The 13,781-nt window shown below is 73.6% G+C and carries 12 protein-coding genes; 8 read left to right on the top strand and 4 right to left on the bottom strand.

Going from position 1 to position 13,781, the window contains the following annotated elements; all coding sequences use genetic code 11:
• Positions 1 to 82 precede the first annotated feature (82 nt).
• On the top strand, positions 83 to 580 hold the full coding sequence (locus IF89_RS0102110; RefSeq protein ID WP_030760125.1) for a YfbM family protein: 498 nt from the start codon (positions 83 to 85) through the stop codon (positions 578 to 580).
• Positions 581 to 627: 47 nt separating this feature from the next.
• Here IF89_RS0102110 and IF89_RS47425 read toward each other — a convergent pair whose 3' ends face one another.
• From IF89_RS47425 to IF89_RS0102090, 4 genes are all read right to left on the bottom strand, one after another.
• On the bottom strand, positions 628 to 1,470 hold the full coding sequence (locus tag IF89_RS47425) for an IclR family transcriptional regulator domain-containing protein (RefSeq protein WP_051806728.1): 843 nt from the start codon (positions 1,468 to 1,470) through the stop codon (positions 628 to 630).
• An 854-nt stretch (positions 1,471 to 2,324) separates the two neighbouring features.
• Positions 2,325 to 2,903, bottom strand: coding sequence for an RNA polymerase sigma factor (locus IF89_RS0102100; protein WP_234327626.1), 579 nt, complete (start codon positions 2,901 to 2,903; stop codon positions 2,325 to 2,327).
• Positions 2,900 to 3,211 carry a hypothetical protein gene (locus IF89_RS0102095; protein WP_158717786.1) on the bottom strand — a complete coding sequence of 104 codons (312 nt, stop codon included), beginning with the start codon at positions 3,209 to 3,211 and terminating at the stop codon, positions 2,900 to 2,902. The genes IF89_RS0102100 and IF89_RS0102095 overlap by 4 nt, the downstream gene beginning before the upstream one ends.
• A gap of 186 nt (positions 3,212 to 3,397) precedes the next feature.
• Positions 3,398 to 4,045 (bottom strand): hypothetical protein, encoded by a 648-nt coding sequence (locus IF89_RS0102090; RefSeq protein ID WP_158717785.1) that lies wholly within the window; start codon positions 4,043 to 4,045, stop codon positions 3,398 to 3,400.
• 135 nt (positions 4,046 to 4,180) lie between these two features.
• On the opposite strand from IF89_RS0102090, the gene IF89_RS0102085 reads away from it, so the two are divergent.
• From IF89_RS0102085 to IF89_RS0102040, 7 genes are all read left to right on the top strand, one after another.
• Positions 4,181 to 4,858, top strand: coding sequence for a response regulator transcription factor (locus IF89_RS0102085; protein WP_030760108.1), 678 nt, complete (start codon positions 4,181 to 4,183; stop codon positions 4,856 to 4,858).
• 76 nt (positions 4,859 to 4,934) lie between these two features.
• Positions 4,935 to 6,329, top strand: a complete 1,395-nt coding sequence (locus IF89_RS0102080; RefSeq protein ID WP_030760105.1) for an ATP-binding protein — start codon at positions 4,935 to 4,937, stop codon at positions 6,327 to 6,329.
• Positions 6,330 to 6,374: 45 nt separating this feature from the next.
• Positions 6,375 to 6,653 carry a hypothetical protein gene (locus tag IF89_RS0102075; RefSeq protein WP_030760102.1) on the top strand — a complete coding sequence of 93 codons (279 nt, stop codon included), beginning with the start codon at positions 6,375 to 6,377 and terminating at the stop codon, positions 6,651 to 6,653.
• 287 nt (positions 6,654 to 6,940) lie between these two features.
• Positions 6,941 to 7,576, top strand: coding sequence for a GNAT family N-acetyltransferase (locus tag IF89_RS0102065; RefSeq protein ID WP_030760099.1), 636 nt, complete (start codon positions 6,941 to 6,943; stop codon positions 7,574 to 7,576).
• Between the two features lie 442 nt (positions 7,577 to 8,018).
• A complete protein-coding gene (gene fusA / locus IF89_RS0102055; RefSeq protein WP_030760096.1) occupies positions 8,019 to 10,091 on the top strand; it encodes an elongation factor G in 2,073 nt (690 codons plus the stop codon).
• Between the two features lie 99 nt (positions 10,092 to 10,190).
• A complete protein-coding gene (locus IF89_RS40595; RefSeq protein WP_051806707.1) occupies positions 10,191 to 11,201 on the top strand; it encodes a DUF6069 family protein in 1,011 nt (336 codons plus the stop codon).
• 482 nt (positions 11,202 to 11,683) lie between these two features.
• The gene (locus IF89_RS0102040) at positions 11,684 to 13,687 is read left to right on the top strand and encodes an RICIN domain-containing protein (protein ID WP_234327624.1); all 2,004 of its coding nucleotides are present in this window, start codon (positions 11,684 to 11,686) and stop codon (positions 13,685 to 13,687) included.
• Positions 13,688 to 13,781 lie beyond the last annotated feature (94 nt).

Genomic DNA, 13,781 nt, shown 5'->3' with positions numbered 1-13,781 from the left:
CGTGCGGATCCGCGCGGCGGCCGACCCGGACGGCCCGGCACGGGGACCCGCTGTGTCAGTGTCCGCGCCTACGGTGTGGGACATGAGCATGATCGGAAGCTACCTCCGCCTCACCCCTGCCGAAGTCGAGCGCGCCTCCCACGACCCGGACTGGGCGGCCGAGTACGCGCACAGCCTGTACGACCGCGACGACGCGGCCGCCGCCGCACGGCTGTACGAGACCGACAAGGCCTGGAACGCACTCGACTTCCTGCTGACCCGGCGCGGCTTCCCGGTGGACGTGGTCTTCGGGGAGGCCGACATGCCCTGGCCGGCCGGCCAGGACTGGGGCTACGGCCCGCCGCGGCTGCTGCCCGCGGACCGGGTGCGCGCCGCCGCCGAAGCCTTGGACGCCCACGCCCCCGATGTGCTGGCCGAGGGCGTCACGCCGGCGGATCTGGCCGCGGCGAACGTCTACCCGCAGATCGTCTGGGAGCGGGGTGAGGAGCCGGACTGGGTCGTTGCCCACTGGGAGGGGCTCGCGGCGTACCTGCGTGCGGCCGCCCGGGACGGCGACGCGCTGCTGGTCTGGATCTCCTGACCGGGCCGGGACCCGTCGGGGTCCCGGCCCGCAGGGCCCGCGGCTGCTCAGACGGAGGTGGACAGGATGGTGTCCTCCGGCGTGCGGACGCCGGGCCGGGTGCTGCCGGCGACGATCAGACCGAGGAGGACCCCGGCGGCCTCGCTCTGCAGGATCCGAGCGGCCTGTTTCAGCCGCCCGGGGTCCGGGACGGGGATGGACAGGGCCACGCACTCCGGGTTCAGGCCGGCGGTGATGGGGACCGCCGCGCACACCGTGCCGAGGGCGTACTCCTGGAGGTCGAGGAGGGGGGTGTGGGGCGGACGGGCGTCGAACTGCTGGAAGAGGACCCGTTCACTGGTGATGGTGCGGGTGGTGAAGGCGGTGAGACGGTGGCGGGAGAAATGGTCGCGACGGGCCTCGTCGTCCAGCTGGGTCAGGAGTGCCTTGCCCACCGCGGAGGCGTGGGCGGCCGCGCGGAAGTCGACCCACTCCTCCACCGCCGGTGTGGCCGGGCCGTCCGCGTACTGGGTGATGGCGACTTCGCCGTCGGTGTACCGGGCGACGTAGACGGCGGCGCCGACCGCGTCCCGCACCCAGGCGAGCGTCTCACGCAGGTGCCCGCGCCCGTCGCCGCCGTCCGTCTCTCCCAGCCGTACGGCGTGGCCGGCCGCGTAGGCGTCGGGGCCGATCGGCGTGGCCAGGCCGGCGCGGACGAGCTGCTCCAGGGCCCGTGCGAGGACCAGCTGCGGCAGCTTCGTCTCCCGGGCGATCTGAGTCAGGTTCACCCCGCCCGAACAGCGGTTGACGACCTCCAGGACGCGCAGTGCCCGGTGGACGGATTCCAGCGCCGCCGGGGCCGGGCGCCCTCCGCAGGACGCACGGACCCCAGCGGTCGCCTGCGGTTGCAGCGATGCGAGTGACCACCCGTGGGCCTGCTGCGTCAGGTGCTGGGGGTCCAGCCGCGCGTTGCGGGCGACGGCCACGGCCACGTGCGGACCGGGGGTGTCGAACTCCCCCAGGTCGGGGTGCTCCCGGCGGGGGCGCGCCTTGAGGGCCTGCCGCAGTCGCGCCGGGAGCCGCAGCGGCGGCCGGCCGGCCCGGCCCGGCCCGCCGTCCAGTGAGCCGAGGTCCTGGGTGGTGAGGGGTGGGGACGTCCAGATGACGGATGCAGTGAGGGCACCTTCGAGGTCGGCCGGGAACGGGGGCAGGGGCGGCAGGTGTTCGTCGGGCGGCAGGGCGCGGGCCTGGCGCTTCCAGAACCGGGCGGTCGTGACCTCTGCGCGCGACAGGTGGTGGAGGTAGAGACAGCGGGCGGCGGTCTGCGAACCGGCCCCGGCCGCGTACTGGAACCAGAACTGCGCGCCCTCCGTGCGGTCGGCCAGGTGCAGGAGGCAGGCGAACAGCAGCGCGGAGTCCACGCCGTGGGGCCAGGAGTCGACGGCCAGCGCGAGTTCGGCGAAGTCCCGGCTCTCCACCAGGCACCAGGCGACGTCCTCCAGCCCGCGGGCGGCCCGTACGTGGCAGGTGGCGTCGAGGACCAGGTCGTCGGTCTCGGCCGGGGCGGCCCGCCCGAGTCCGGGCGTGGCCGTACCGGCGTCGGTTCCCCTCACGGTGCGGGCGCGGTCGGCGGCGATCCGGCGGGCGATGCGGCGGCGGGCCGCTCCCTCGTCGTATCCGGCGTACTCCTCCGCGAGCACCGTCGCGTCCGCCAGGGCCGCGTCCAGTGCGCACGGCGGCATGTCGTGGTGGTGTGGCATGTCGCTCACTGGTCCTTCTCCTCTCCGGGGATCCACTCCACCCCGAGCTTGCGGGACAGGGTTCGGCGTGCGCCGCGGATGTGCGAGCGGACGGTGGCGGGGGAGATCCCCATCATCCGGGCCACGGTGTCGCAGTCGTTGCCCATCAGGAAGGCCAGCAGCACCACGTCGTACTGCCGCTCGGACAGGCCGGCGATCGCCGCGTACAGCCCGAGCTTCGACTCCAGCAGCTCCAGCCGCTCGCGGGAGGAGCGGCGCAGCGCGGCGAACCATGCCGTCTCCACCATGGCCACCTGCCGGCCCAGAACGGCGAGCCGCCGCTCGACGTGCTCGCGCAGCACCGCCCACGCGAAGCCGTGCAGGCTCGCCTCTTTGAGCGCCTGGCGCCACACCTTCAGCAGGAAGGTGAACACGTCATCCACGACTTCCGCCGCGTCCTTGGGGTTTCCCAGCTGGAGGTGGGCGTAGCGCAGATAGGCGCGGTGCTGCTGGGAGTGGAACGCGGTGAATTCCACCGGCAGCACCCCGGCCAGTTCACTGGAGACCGCGCGGTCTCCCGACGGGTCGTGTTCTCCTGCGTTCACACGCTCCCCCACAGCTGTCCGCGGTCGCCCGTCGGGGCGGCGTGGACCTGGGGGTGACGGGCCGCGGGGACGGGTGGCGGGCTGCCGGCGGACGGCTCGCCGGCTCCTCTGCCCGATCCGCGGCCGGGCCGGCGCACGCGCGCCCGGAACACATCGGCTGCATCGACGCCGACCCTGGTGGTGACCGACAGCGCGAGGGCGACCGTCACGGCGACATTCACGTCGGAGTGGACCTTCCCGGTGGAGTGCGGTGTCCGGCTGCCTGCCCCCGCACCAGCAGCCGTGGAGCGCCGGGCGCTCTCAGACACCACCCCATCGGAAAACGAGCCCGATCGTGCAAGCCGGTCCTCGGATTTCCCGGGAACGAAGCGCATTCGCTTCCCCGCGCGCCCCTGGCCCCCCGCGCACGCCCCCGACCTGCGGCCCGCTCCGCGCACGGACGCGGCGGCGCGACGTCGGGGCACCATGGTCGTCCGGGCGGCGCGGGTGCCGGCTCAGCCGCCGAGGGTGGTGTTGCCGGTGATGGTGCCGTCCGCGCCGGACACCGTGACCGCGTGGCGGACGCCGTCGGCGCCGAGGACCACGGCCAGCCAGGCGCCGCCGCCGCCGTCCTGGGCGATCGCACGCAGGCTCTCCACCTTTCCGCCCGGCACGGCCGCCGCGGCCTTGGCGGCCGCGTCGCCGATGGACAGGGACGGCAGCGGCGCGGGCGCCCGGTCGCCCTTTCCGGACCAGCCGCGCCCCTCGGAGCGGCCGGGGGCGCCCGGAAGGGCCGGGGCCTCGGGGGGCCCGAACCGCTCGCGCACCGTGGGACCGTCCTGGTCGCCGGGAACCTTCCGTGCCCGCCCGTCACCGGGTGCCCCGTCCTTCGGTCCCCGCTCGAACGCGCCGCCGTGGCCGGGTTCGAAGCGGAGCGCGTGGGGCCCCCGGACGGCCCGGTCGTGGTGGTGATGGTGGTGCTCGGCCACGGCCAGTGCCGTGACCCCGCCGACTGCCACCACCGCGGCCGCGCCCGCCGCCACCCAGCGGGCGCGCCGGCTGCGCGGCACCAGCCGGGAGAGCACCACGCGCCTGCGCGCGACGGCCTCCGGGACTTCCTTCCCGGGCGGCTGCTCGGGCGGCGGCGGAACGGTTTCAGACATGCGGCTCGTCCTCCTGACGGCCGGACACGGTGCCCGGCTCGCCCCAGAGCATGCTGAGCGGATGCTGAAGCCCGGCTGAAGGCACCTGAAGACCTCTTCAGCCGGGCGTCCCGGGGGCCTGCGATCCTGTCCGGCATGCGCGTACTGGTGGTGGAGGACGAACGGCGGCTCGCCGTGGCACTGCAACGGGGTCTGCAGTCGGAGGGCTTCTCGGTCGACGTGGCCCACGACGGGCCCCAGGGCCTGTGGATGGCGACGGAGCACGACTACGACCTGATCGTCCTCGACATCATGCTGCCCGGGCTGAACGGCTACCGGATCTGTGCCAAGCTCCGCGCGGCCGGCAACGAGTCCGGGATCCTCATGCTCACCGCCAAGGACGGCGAGTACGACGAGGCGGAGGCGCTGGACACCGGTGCCGACGACTTCCTGTCCAAGCCGTTCTCGTACCTGGTGCTGGTCGCCCGGCTGCGCGCGCTCGGCCGGCGGACCGGTGGCCGACGTCCGCAGGTGATGCGGTTCGGCGACCTGCTGATCGACCCGGCCCGGCGTACGTGCTCCCGCGGCGCGGCGGAGATCCGGCTGACGGCGCGGGAGTTCGCGATCCTGGAGTACCTTGGCCGCCGTTGCGGCGAGGTCGTGTCCAAGCGGGACATCCTGGAACAGGTGTGGGACACCGCCTTCGACGGTGACCCGAACGTGGTCGAGGTGCACATCAGCGCGGTCCGCCGCAAGGTCGACGCCCCCTTCGGCCGGGCGGCGCTGGAGACCGTACGGGGCGCCGGCTACCGGCTGGCGGCCGACGGTGGTTGACACCTCGCGTCTTCGCGGGCGCGTGGCGGGCGCCCTGCGCGCAGTCCTCCATGCCGCTGTCGACCGGTGGCCGGTCCTGCGCCGGTTGTGGCCCGCCACGGTCCGGGCCCGGGCGACCGCCGGCGCGGGGCTGGTGGTGGCCGCGGCCCTGGCACTGGCCTCGTTCTCCCTGCTCGGGCTGCTGGAGGCGAACCTGCTGCGCAACGCGGAGAACGACGCGCGGCGGCAGGCCGAGACCGTGGCGCAGCTCGCCGCCGCCGGGAAGCTCGGCCGGGCCCGAGCGCCGGGCCGGGCGGTGGAGTTCGTCCAGGTGGTGAGCGCGGACGGCCGGGTGCTGTTCGCCAGCCCGAACCTTGTCGGGGTGCCGGCCTTCCCACCGGCACCTCCCGAGGCGCCGGGGACGCGGCTGCACACCTGGCGGGTGCGTCCCCTCGACGGCGATCACCGCCAGCGGGTCGTGCAGGTCGTCACCCAGACACCGGACGGCCCGGCCACCGTCTACGCCGGTGCCTCGCTGCGGGACGCGGACGCGGCCGACGACGTGACCACCGCCGCGCTGGTGATCGGGATGCCGCTGCTCCTGGCCACCGTCGTCCTGGTGACCTGGCGGGTGACCGGACACGCGCTCCGGCCGGTGGAGGCGATCCGCGCCGAGGTCGCCGGGATCTCCGACCGGGACCTGCACCGGCGCGTGCCGGTGCCCGCCACCCGCGACGAGGTGGCGCGGCTGGCCGAGACCATGAACGCCACGCTGGACCGGCTGGAGGCGTCCGGCATCCGCCAGCGGCAGTTCATCGCCGACGCCTCGCACGAACTGCGCAGCCCCATCACCGTCCTGCGCACGCAGTTGGAGGTGGCGCTCGCCGTCCGGGACCCGCAGCTGTGGCCGGAACTGATCGGCGGGGCGCTGGAGGACATCGAGCGGCTCCAGCGGCTCGCGGCGGACCTGCTGCTGCTCGCCCGGATCGATGCCGCCCAGCCGGTGGCGGCCGTACCGCTGGACCTGGGCGCGCTGGTGCGCGAGGTGGTGGAGGCACGTCTCGGCGACCGGGTGCCCGTGCGGGTGGACCTGGAAACCGATGTCGTGGTCACCGCCTGGGCCCTGTGGCTGGGCCGGGTCGTCACCAATCTCGTCGACAACGCGCAGCGGTACGCCGTGCAGCGCGTGGACGTCACGCTGCGCACCGCGCGCGGCGGCGCGGGGGCGGGTACGGCCGTGCTGGAGGTCGTCGACGATGGGCCGGGGATCCCCGGGCCGGACCGGGAGCGGGTCTTCGAACGGTTCACGCGGCTCGACGACTCGCGCAGCCGTGACCACGGCGGGGCCGGACTGGGCCTGGCCATCGCGCGTGACCTGAGTACGCACCACGGCGGGACACTGGCGGCCGAGGGGGGCGCGCGCGGTGCCCGGCTGGTGCTCAGGCTGCCGCTGACGCCGCCGGCCCGGCAGGATCCGCACGACGCGCGCTGACCGGCGGGGAGGCATTCGCGGCGCGATGGTGGGCAGGCGGTGCGTATGACCAGTGAACGAGAAACCCCCGCGTCCGACAGCTCTGAACCGGAGCTGCCCGCCAAGGTCCCCGAGAACACGGACGCCGTCACCCCGGACCTTCCTCCGCTGGACACCCCGGCACCCGACCTGTGGGCGTCCGGGAGCGCCGAAGAGGCCGAAGCGGCCGGAGCGGCCGACGACACGGACGGTGCACCGCCGCCCGAAGCCGATCACGCGGCAGCCGACGATCCCACCGATCCCGCGGAGCGCAGGGACCCCGATCCGCAGGAGCCCACGGACTGAGGCCGGCGGGCTCAGCGGGTCTGGCGGTGCCGGCCGTGCTTGTGCGGCTGGTGGTCGGTCGTCAGCAGGACGAGGGCCAGTCCGAGGGGCAGCAGGAACAGCAGCAGAAGAGTCATACCGCGCTTGTGCCCAGCGTTGTGCGCCCGACACGGCCGACCATCCGCCGGGGTGTCGGACAGGCGTGGACCGGTGTTCCAGGGCGCCTATAGTTAGGGCACCCTAACTGAGGGGGGAGGGCGCGTGCGGCCGCATGCGCCCGACCCTGCCGAACAGAAACCGGAACCCGTATGAGACCCGAGTCCACCGCCCTCCCCTCCCCGCGCGCCGACGTGATGACCGAGACCGTGGAAGGTTTCGGCACGGTCCGCTTCACCCCGGTCGACCCCGCCGCGGACTCCGCCGTCCTGCACTCGTGGGTCGTCGAGGAGCGCGCACAGTTCTGGGGCATGAACGGCGCCGACCGGGAGTTGGTCCAGGAGATCTACGAGGACGTGGACCGCCGCGACACCCATCACGCGTACATGGTGCGGCTGGACGACGAGCCGGTGGCGCTCTTCCAGACGTACCAGCCGGCCGAGGACCGGATCAGCGAGTGCTACCAGGTGCGGGAGGGCGACATCGGCGTCCACCTGATGCTGGCGCCGGCGGCGCGGCCCCGGCCCGGGTTCAGCAGGACGCTGATCGGCTCGCTCATCCGGTTCACCTTCCGCGACCGCGCCGTCCTGCGCGCGGTGGCGGAGCCCGATGCCGCCAACGACAAGGCCGTCGCGTTGATGAACCGGCTGGGCTTCGTCCCGCAGGGCGAGATCACCCTCCCGGAGATCGACCTGCCCGAGGTGTACCTCCCCGAGAAGCGGGCCGTGCTCGCCTTCCTCGACCGCCCCGCCGTGCTCCCGCCCGCGGTGGCGCTCCACTGCGCGTAGGAGACCGCGCCGCTCGTGCCGGGCCGCGCCCGCGTGAAAATGCGGTGCCGCGGCCCGGTCCGCTCTCTACACTCGCCGTACGCGCTGCCCGCAGAGCAGGAGCGCGCCATGCCGAGTCCGAAGATCCGAAGAGAAGGGGAGCAGCGTCATGTGCACGGACCGCACCGTCGCCTTCGCTCCCCCGTCCCGGTACGACGTGATCCCGGTGTCCCGTGGCCTGCGGTGCCGGCTGCGCGGCCGTCACCGCATGCCCGTGACGCACCTTTAGGTCCCTCCCCCTCCCCGCCGTCCGTACCCAGGTACGGACGCCCCCGCACCTGCCCGGACCCGCTCCGGGCGTGCCCGGCGGCGGCCGTCCGCGGCTGCCGCTCGGCGGGAGACGGTCCGTCGTCGGGGAATTCGCGCCGCCCTCTTCCACTCTTCGCTCGAAAGGTCCCGGGCCATGCGCGCCAACGGACTCCCCCTTCCCACCCCTTCCCCCACCGCCGTCCGCAATCTGGGCATCCTCGCCCATGTCGACGCCGGCAAGACCACGGTCACCGAACGGATCCTCTTCGCGACCGGCGCCGTCCACAAACGGGGCGAGGTCCACCTCGGTACGACCGTCACCGACTACGACCCGCAGGAACGCGACCGCGGCATCACCATCTTCGCGGCGGCCGTGAGCTGCACCTGGGACGGGCACCACGTCAACCTGATCGACACCCCCGGGCACGTCGACTTCGCCGACGAGGTGGAACGCTCCCTGCGGGTCCTCGACGGCGCCGTCGCCGTCTTCGACGCGGTCGTCGGCGTGGAGCCGCAGAGCGAGACGGTGTGGCGGCAGGCCGACCGGCACGGTGTGCCGCGGATCGCGTTCGTCAACAAGCTGGACCGGGCGGGCGCGGACCTGGACACCGCCGTCGCGTCGATCCGCAGCCGCCTGGGCGTCGTGCCCCTGGTGGTGCACCAGCCGATCGGCCGGGAGGACGCCTTCACGGGGGTCGTCGACCTGGTGGCCATGCGCTCGCTGTGCTGGACGGACGAATCCGCCGTCTGCACCTCCGGACCGGTCCCCGAACCGCTGCGGGAGGAGGCTGCCCGGCGGCGCAGGCTGCTGGAGGAGACGGTGGCCGAACTGCACGCCGAGGCGCTGGAGGAGTTCTGCGCGGACTCCGCGCTGGCCGACGCCACGCTGGCCCGCGCCCTGCGCGAGCTGACCCTGCGCGGGGACGGTGTCGTCGTGCTGTGCGGGTCGGCGTACCGCAACCGCGGGATCGAGCCGCTGCTGGACGCGGTCGTCGCGTACCTGCCGGCTCCCGCGGACATGCCGCCCGTGCGCGGCACGGCGGACGGCGCGGAGCAGGAGCGCGCCCCCGACCCGGCGGAGCCGTTCACGGCCCTGGCCTTCAAGGTGACGGCGACGCCGACGGGACGGCTCACCCATCTGCGGGTCTACGCCGGCACCCTGCGCAAGGGCGCGACGGTACTGGACGCGGCCACGGGGCGTACGGAGCGGGTGGGCCGGATCCTGCGGGTCCAGGCCGACCGCCACGAGGACAGGGAGGAAGCGGTGGCCGGTGACATCGTCGCCGTGATCGGGCTCAAGTCCGCGCGGGCGGGCACGACCCTGTGCGCCCCCGGCGCGCCGGTGGTGCTCGAACCGCCCACCGTGGCGGAACCGGTGGTGTCGGTGGCGGTCGAGGCCAGGCAGAACGCCGACACCGGCCGGCTGGCGTCGGCGCTTGCGCGACTCGCGGAGGAGGACCCCTCGCTGGTGGTGCGGACCGACCCGGAGTCGGGACAGACCGTGCTGTCGGGGCTCGGCGAGCTGCATCTGGAGGTGGCGGTGGAGAAGATCCGCCGCGGCCACGGGGTGGAGGTCGTGGTCGGCCGCCCACAGGTCTCGTACCGGGAGACCGTCGTGCGCGGGGTGACCGGCCTGGTCCACCGGCACGTCAAACAGGACGGCGGCGCGGGCCAGTTCGCGCACGTGGTGCTGGACGTCGAGCCGCTGGAGGAGCCGGCCTTCGAGTTCCGCTCGACGGTCGTCGGCGGGCGCGTGCCGCAGGAGTACGCACGTGCCGTGGAGGCCGGCTGCCGCGACGCCCTCGCCGAGGGGCCGCTGGGCGGGTACCCGGTCACGGGACTGCGCGTCACGCTCACCGACGGGGCGACGCACTCCAAGGACTCCTCCGAGATGGCGTTCCGGGCCGCGTGGAGGTTCGGACTGCGCGAGGCGCTGCGCCTCAGCACGATGGAGCTGCTGGAGCCGGTCGTGGACGTCACGGTGAGCGTCCCGGAGGACGGCGTCGGGGGCGTGCTCGGTGACCTGGCGGCCCGCCGCGGCCGGGTCTGCGGCCAGTCCGCCGAGGCCGGCACGGCGGTGGTCACGGCAGTCGTGCCGCTGGCCGAGCTCTTCGGCTACGCGTCCCGGCTGCGGGGCCGGACCCAGGGCCGGGGCGTCTTCACGACCCGGCCGGCCGGTCTGGCTCCGGTACCGGCCCCGGTCGCCGAGGCCCTGCCGGGCCGGTGACCCGTACGCTGCTCCCCTCCCGGTTCTCGGGAGCGGGAGCAGCGGCGCCGCGCATCTCCGCGGCAGCAGCAGCCGCAGACAGGCCGGTGCAGCGACACCGTGCCGGCGGAGCTGCGGCGGCGCGGGCTGCCCGCCACCTTCTTCCCGACCGGTGCCTTCGCCGACGCGCACCCGGCGGCGGCGCGCACGATCGGTGCGGCGCACGGGCTGGGCAACCACTCGTACAGCCACCCCTCCTTCGACAGACTCAGCACGGACCGGCGGGCGGAGGAGGTGCGCCGCGCCGACGCGGCGATCCGGCGAGCCTCGGGCAGGGAGCCGCTGCCGTTCTTCCGCTTCCCCTACAGCGCCACCACCGAGGACGAGCGCGCCATCGACGCCCTCGCCGCCGGAGCGATCATCCAGATGCACGTCGGCAGCAACGGGGGCGGCACCGTCCTGGACGCCGAAGCCCTCCCCCTGATCATCGATGCGGCCGAGGCGGAGGGCTACACGATCGTCGACCTCCGCGCATTCGGGCTGGTCGGATGCCGCGCGGAAGGGGGCTTGACCTCAAGTCAGGTTGAGGTCGGAGGCTTTCTGCGTATGCCGCGGCCGAACCGCAGCCCGGCGCTTCTACGTTGGGGGAACTCCATGTCGAACAGCGCACTGCGCCCTTCCGACTCCTCGTCGGCCGGCTCTTCCTCGGCCGGCTCCGCACGGTCGGCCCGCAGGTCGGGCTTCGGCTGGTGGAAGGTGCTGGTCATCGGCGCGGTCGGCGCGGCCGTGGCCAATCTCGTCGTCTTCGCCGTCGCCAAGCTGGCCGGTGCGTCGCTCGTCGTCCTGGACGCCGGCGAGGAACACGCCGTCACGGTCGGAGGAGTTGTCGGCGCCTCCGTCGTCCCGCTGGTCGCCGGGACGGGCGCCGCTCTGCTGCTGGGCCTGTGGAGGCCGGTCTTCCTGCGGATCGCGCAGTACGCGGGCAGCGGCCTGGCGCTGCTGTCGGTCGCCGGCCCCCTGTCGTCCGACGCCGACGGCGGCACCGTGGCAGCCCTGACCCTCATGCACCTCACGCTCGGCGTGGCGGTCTTCACCACCCTGCACCTCCACCGCCACCGCTCGCGACGCTGACGACGCCCGCCGCTTTCGGGGCACTTGGGGACACACGGGCCGGCCGGCCGTGCCAACCGGCCGTCGCCACAAGGGAGCAGGTGCACCGTCAGAGGGTCCCCCGTCGCGTCCGCGACCGGGGACTCTCACCGCTCGTGACGGGGAGAATTCACCAGGTAGTAATTAGGTGAATTCCTGACTGAATTCCCGTCAATAAGCCTCCGCATCATATCTCGATTTGATAACAACCCGCACCGAAAGGACTGGACCTTTGACGTGCAACGCGCGTAACTACCTTTCCGTAAGCAGAAGTTGAGTGTTCGTCAAATCATGCCAACAGGTAACGGAATGATTTCCTGGACCACGCTCCCGTTTGTCCGAATTCTCCGCCGCATTCGTCTGGCAGGCTTCCGCGCACCCCACTAGTACGACCACGATTTGAGGTGCCCATGACAGGACGTCGCAGACGCACTGCAACCGATCACCGCCGCAAACCCCGGCGCTTGATACTCGCCACCGCCGCCGTGGCAGCGGGGGCGGTGATCGCCGCGGGCATCGCCTACTCCGGGCTCGGCGACGGCGCCCAGGCCGCCGGATCCGTCGAGGCCGCCGCCTCCGCTCCGGCCGCCGCCCCCGCCCGGGACCAGGAGCCGGAACCCCTCTCGGCGGCACCTGCCAACGAGAACGCGCGCGGCATGATCTACGACGGCCTCCAGCCCGCCCCCAAGGGCGACCGCTGCGTCGGCGTCTACCGCACCGCGGACGGCCACTGCACCCATGGCCCCGACGCCCCGCCGAAGGGCGTCGACATCACGAAGGACATCCCGCCGGCCGTCAAGGAGACGGCCCCGGCGGCAGATCCCGCCAAGCCCGCCACCGACGACCCGGCCACCAAGGAAGGCGGCGGGCGTCCTCAGGACGCGCCCGCGGCCGACGCCGCGGCCGCCAAGGACACCGCGCCCGCACCCGCCGCGGCGGAAGGCGGCCAGGCAGTCGCCGCGGGCCCCGCCGGCCAGACCGTCCAGTGCGACGGCGACGGCAACACTGGCAACCGCGTGCAGGTCGTGTACGTCCACGCGCCGGGCAAGGACCGCTACTCCCAGTACCTCGCCTCGTTCCGCAAGTGGGCGGCCGACGCCGACCTCATCTACTCGGCGAGCGCCAAGGAGACCGGCGGCGTCCGGCACATCCGCTACGTGACCGCCGCGGACTGCACCCCGACCGTGCTCAACATCGAGCTCCCGGCGAGCGCCCTGGCCGAGTTCAGCGCGACCAACAACGCGCTCGCCGCCAAGGGCCTCGACCGCCGCGACCGCAAGTACATGATCTTCGCCGACAGCCAGGTCTACTGCGGGATCGGCACCTTCGCGGGCGACGAGCGCCCCGGGCAGTCGAACCAGAGCAACTTCGGCCCGTCCTACGGGCGTACCGACTCGGGCTGCTGGGGCGGACACACCGCCGCGCACGAGCTCGGCCACAACCTGGGCGCCGTCAACAACAGCGCGCCGAACACCAGCCGCGGCGCGCACTGCACCGACGAGTACGACGTCATGTGCTACTCGGACACCCCGTACTACCCGCAGATGCGCAACATCTGCACCATCCAGGCGTCCGAGAACATCCTGGACTGCAACCACGACGACTACTTCCACACCAGTCCCAAGCCCGGCAGCTACCTGGCCACGCACTGGAACATCGCGGACAACCAGTTCCTCATGAAGGCCAAGGGCGGTGGCGGCGGCACGGATCCCGGTCCCAACCCGTCGCCGACGCCCACGAAGAAGCCCTCGCCGACGCCGACGAAGAAGCCCACCGGCGGACCGACGGCGACAGCGGCCCAGATCCAGGCCGACTCCGTCGTGGTGAGCTGGCCCAAGGTCGAGGGCACCGCGTGGTACCAGGTCATGCTGAACGGCAAGCACCTGGCCTGGGTCCAGTCCCAGGTGCTGCGCATCTACAACCTCCAGCCCAACACGTCGTACACGGTGACCGTGTCCGCCCGTGACGGCTCCGGCCGCGACACCGGACCCGGCAAGGCCGCGACCTTCCGCACCACCGGGGCCGGCGGCGGGGCGACCACCCCGGGCGGCCGCTACACGCTCGGCAACGGCAGCACCGGCATGGCCGCCGAGGTCTGGGGCGGCCGCACCGCCGACGGCGCCGTGCTCGTCGGCGGCCGTGCCAACGGCTACGCCCAGCAGCAGTGGTACTTCGACGACGCCGGCAACGGACTGGTCCGCATCCGGTCCGCGGCCTCCGGCAAGTGCCTCCAGCCGGGCAGCGCGCCCGCCGCGGGCATGTGGGTCGCGCAGCAGCCCTGCGACAAGGGCAACGGCGCGCAGTCCTGGAAGCTGACGTCCCGCGGTGGCGCGGTCACCGTGACGGACCCGAGCGGCGGCCTCGCCCTCACCGTCAGCAACCGCCCGTACTACGGGAACTGGTTGCTCGACCTCCAGCGCGCGGACGGCCGCGCGGCGCAGGCCTGGACCCTGCAGAAGTCCGGCTGAGCACCGCCGCCACGCCCGGCGCCCGGACGCACCAGCGCCCGGGCGCCGGGACCACCCCGTGACGCCGTGATCCCGCCCCGGCGGACGGCCGCCT

The sequence above is a fragment of the Streptomyces sp. NRRL F-2664 genome, assembly GCF_000719345.1.
Lineage (GTDB): Bacteria > Actinomycetota > Actinomycetes > Streptomycetales > Streptomycetaceae > Streptomyces.
This window is presented reverse-complemented; position numbering and strand designations above follow the sequence as displayed.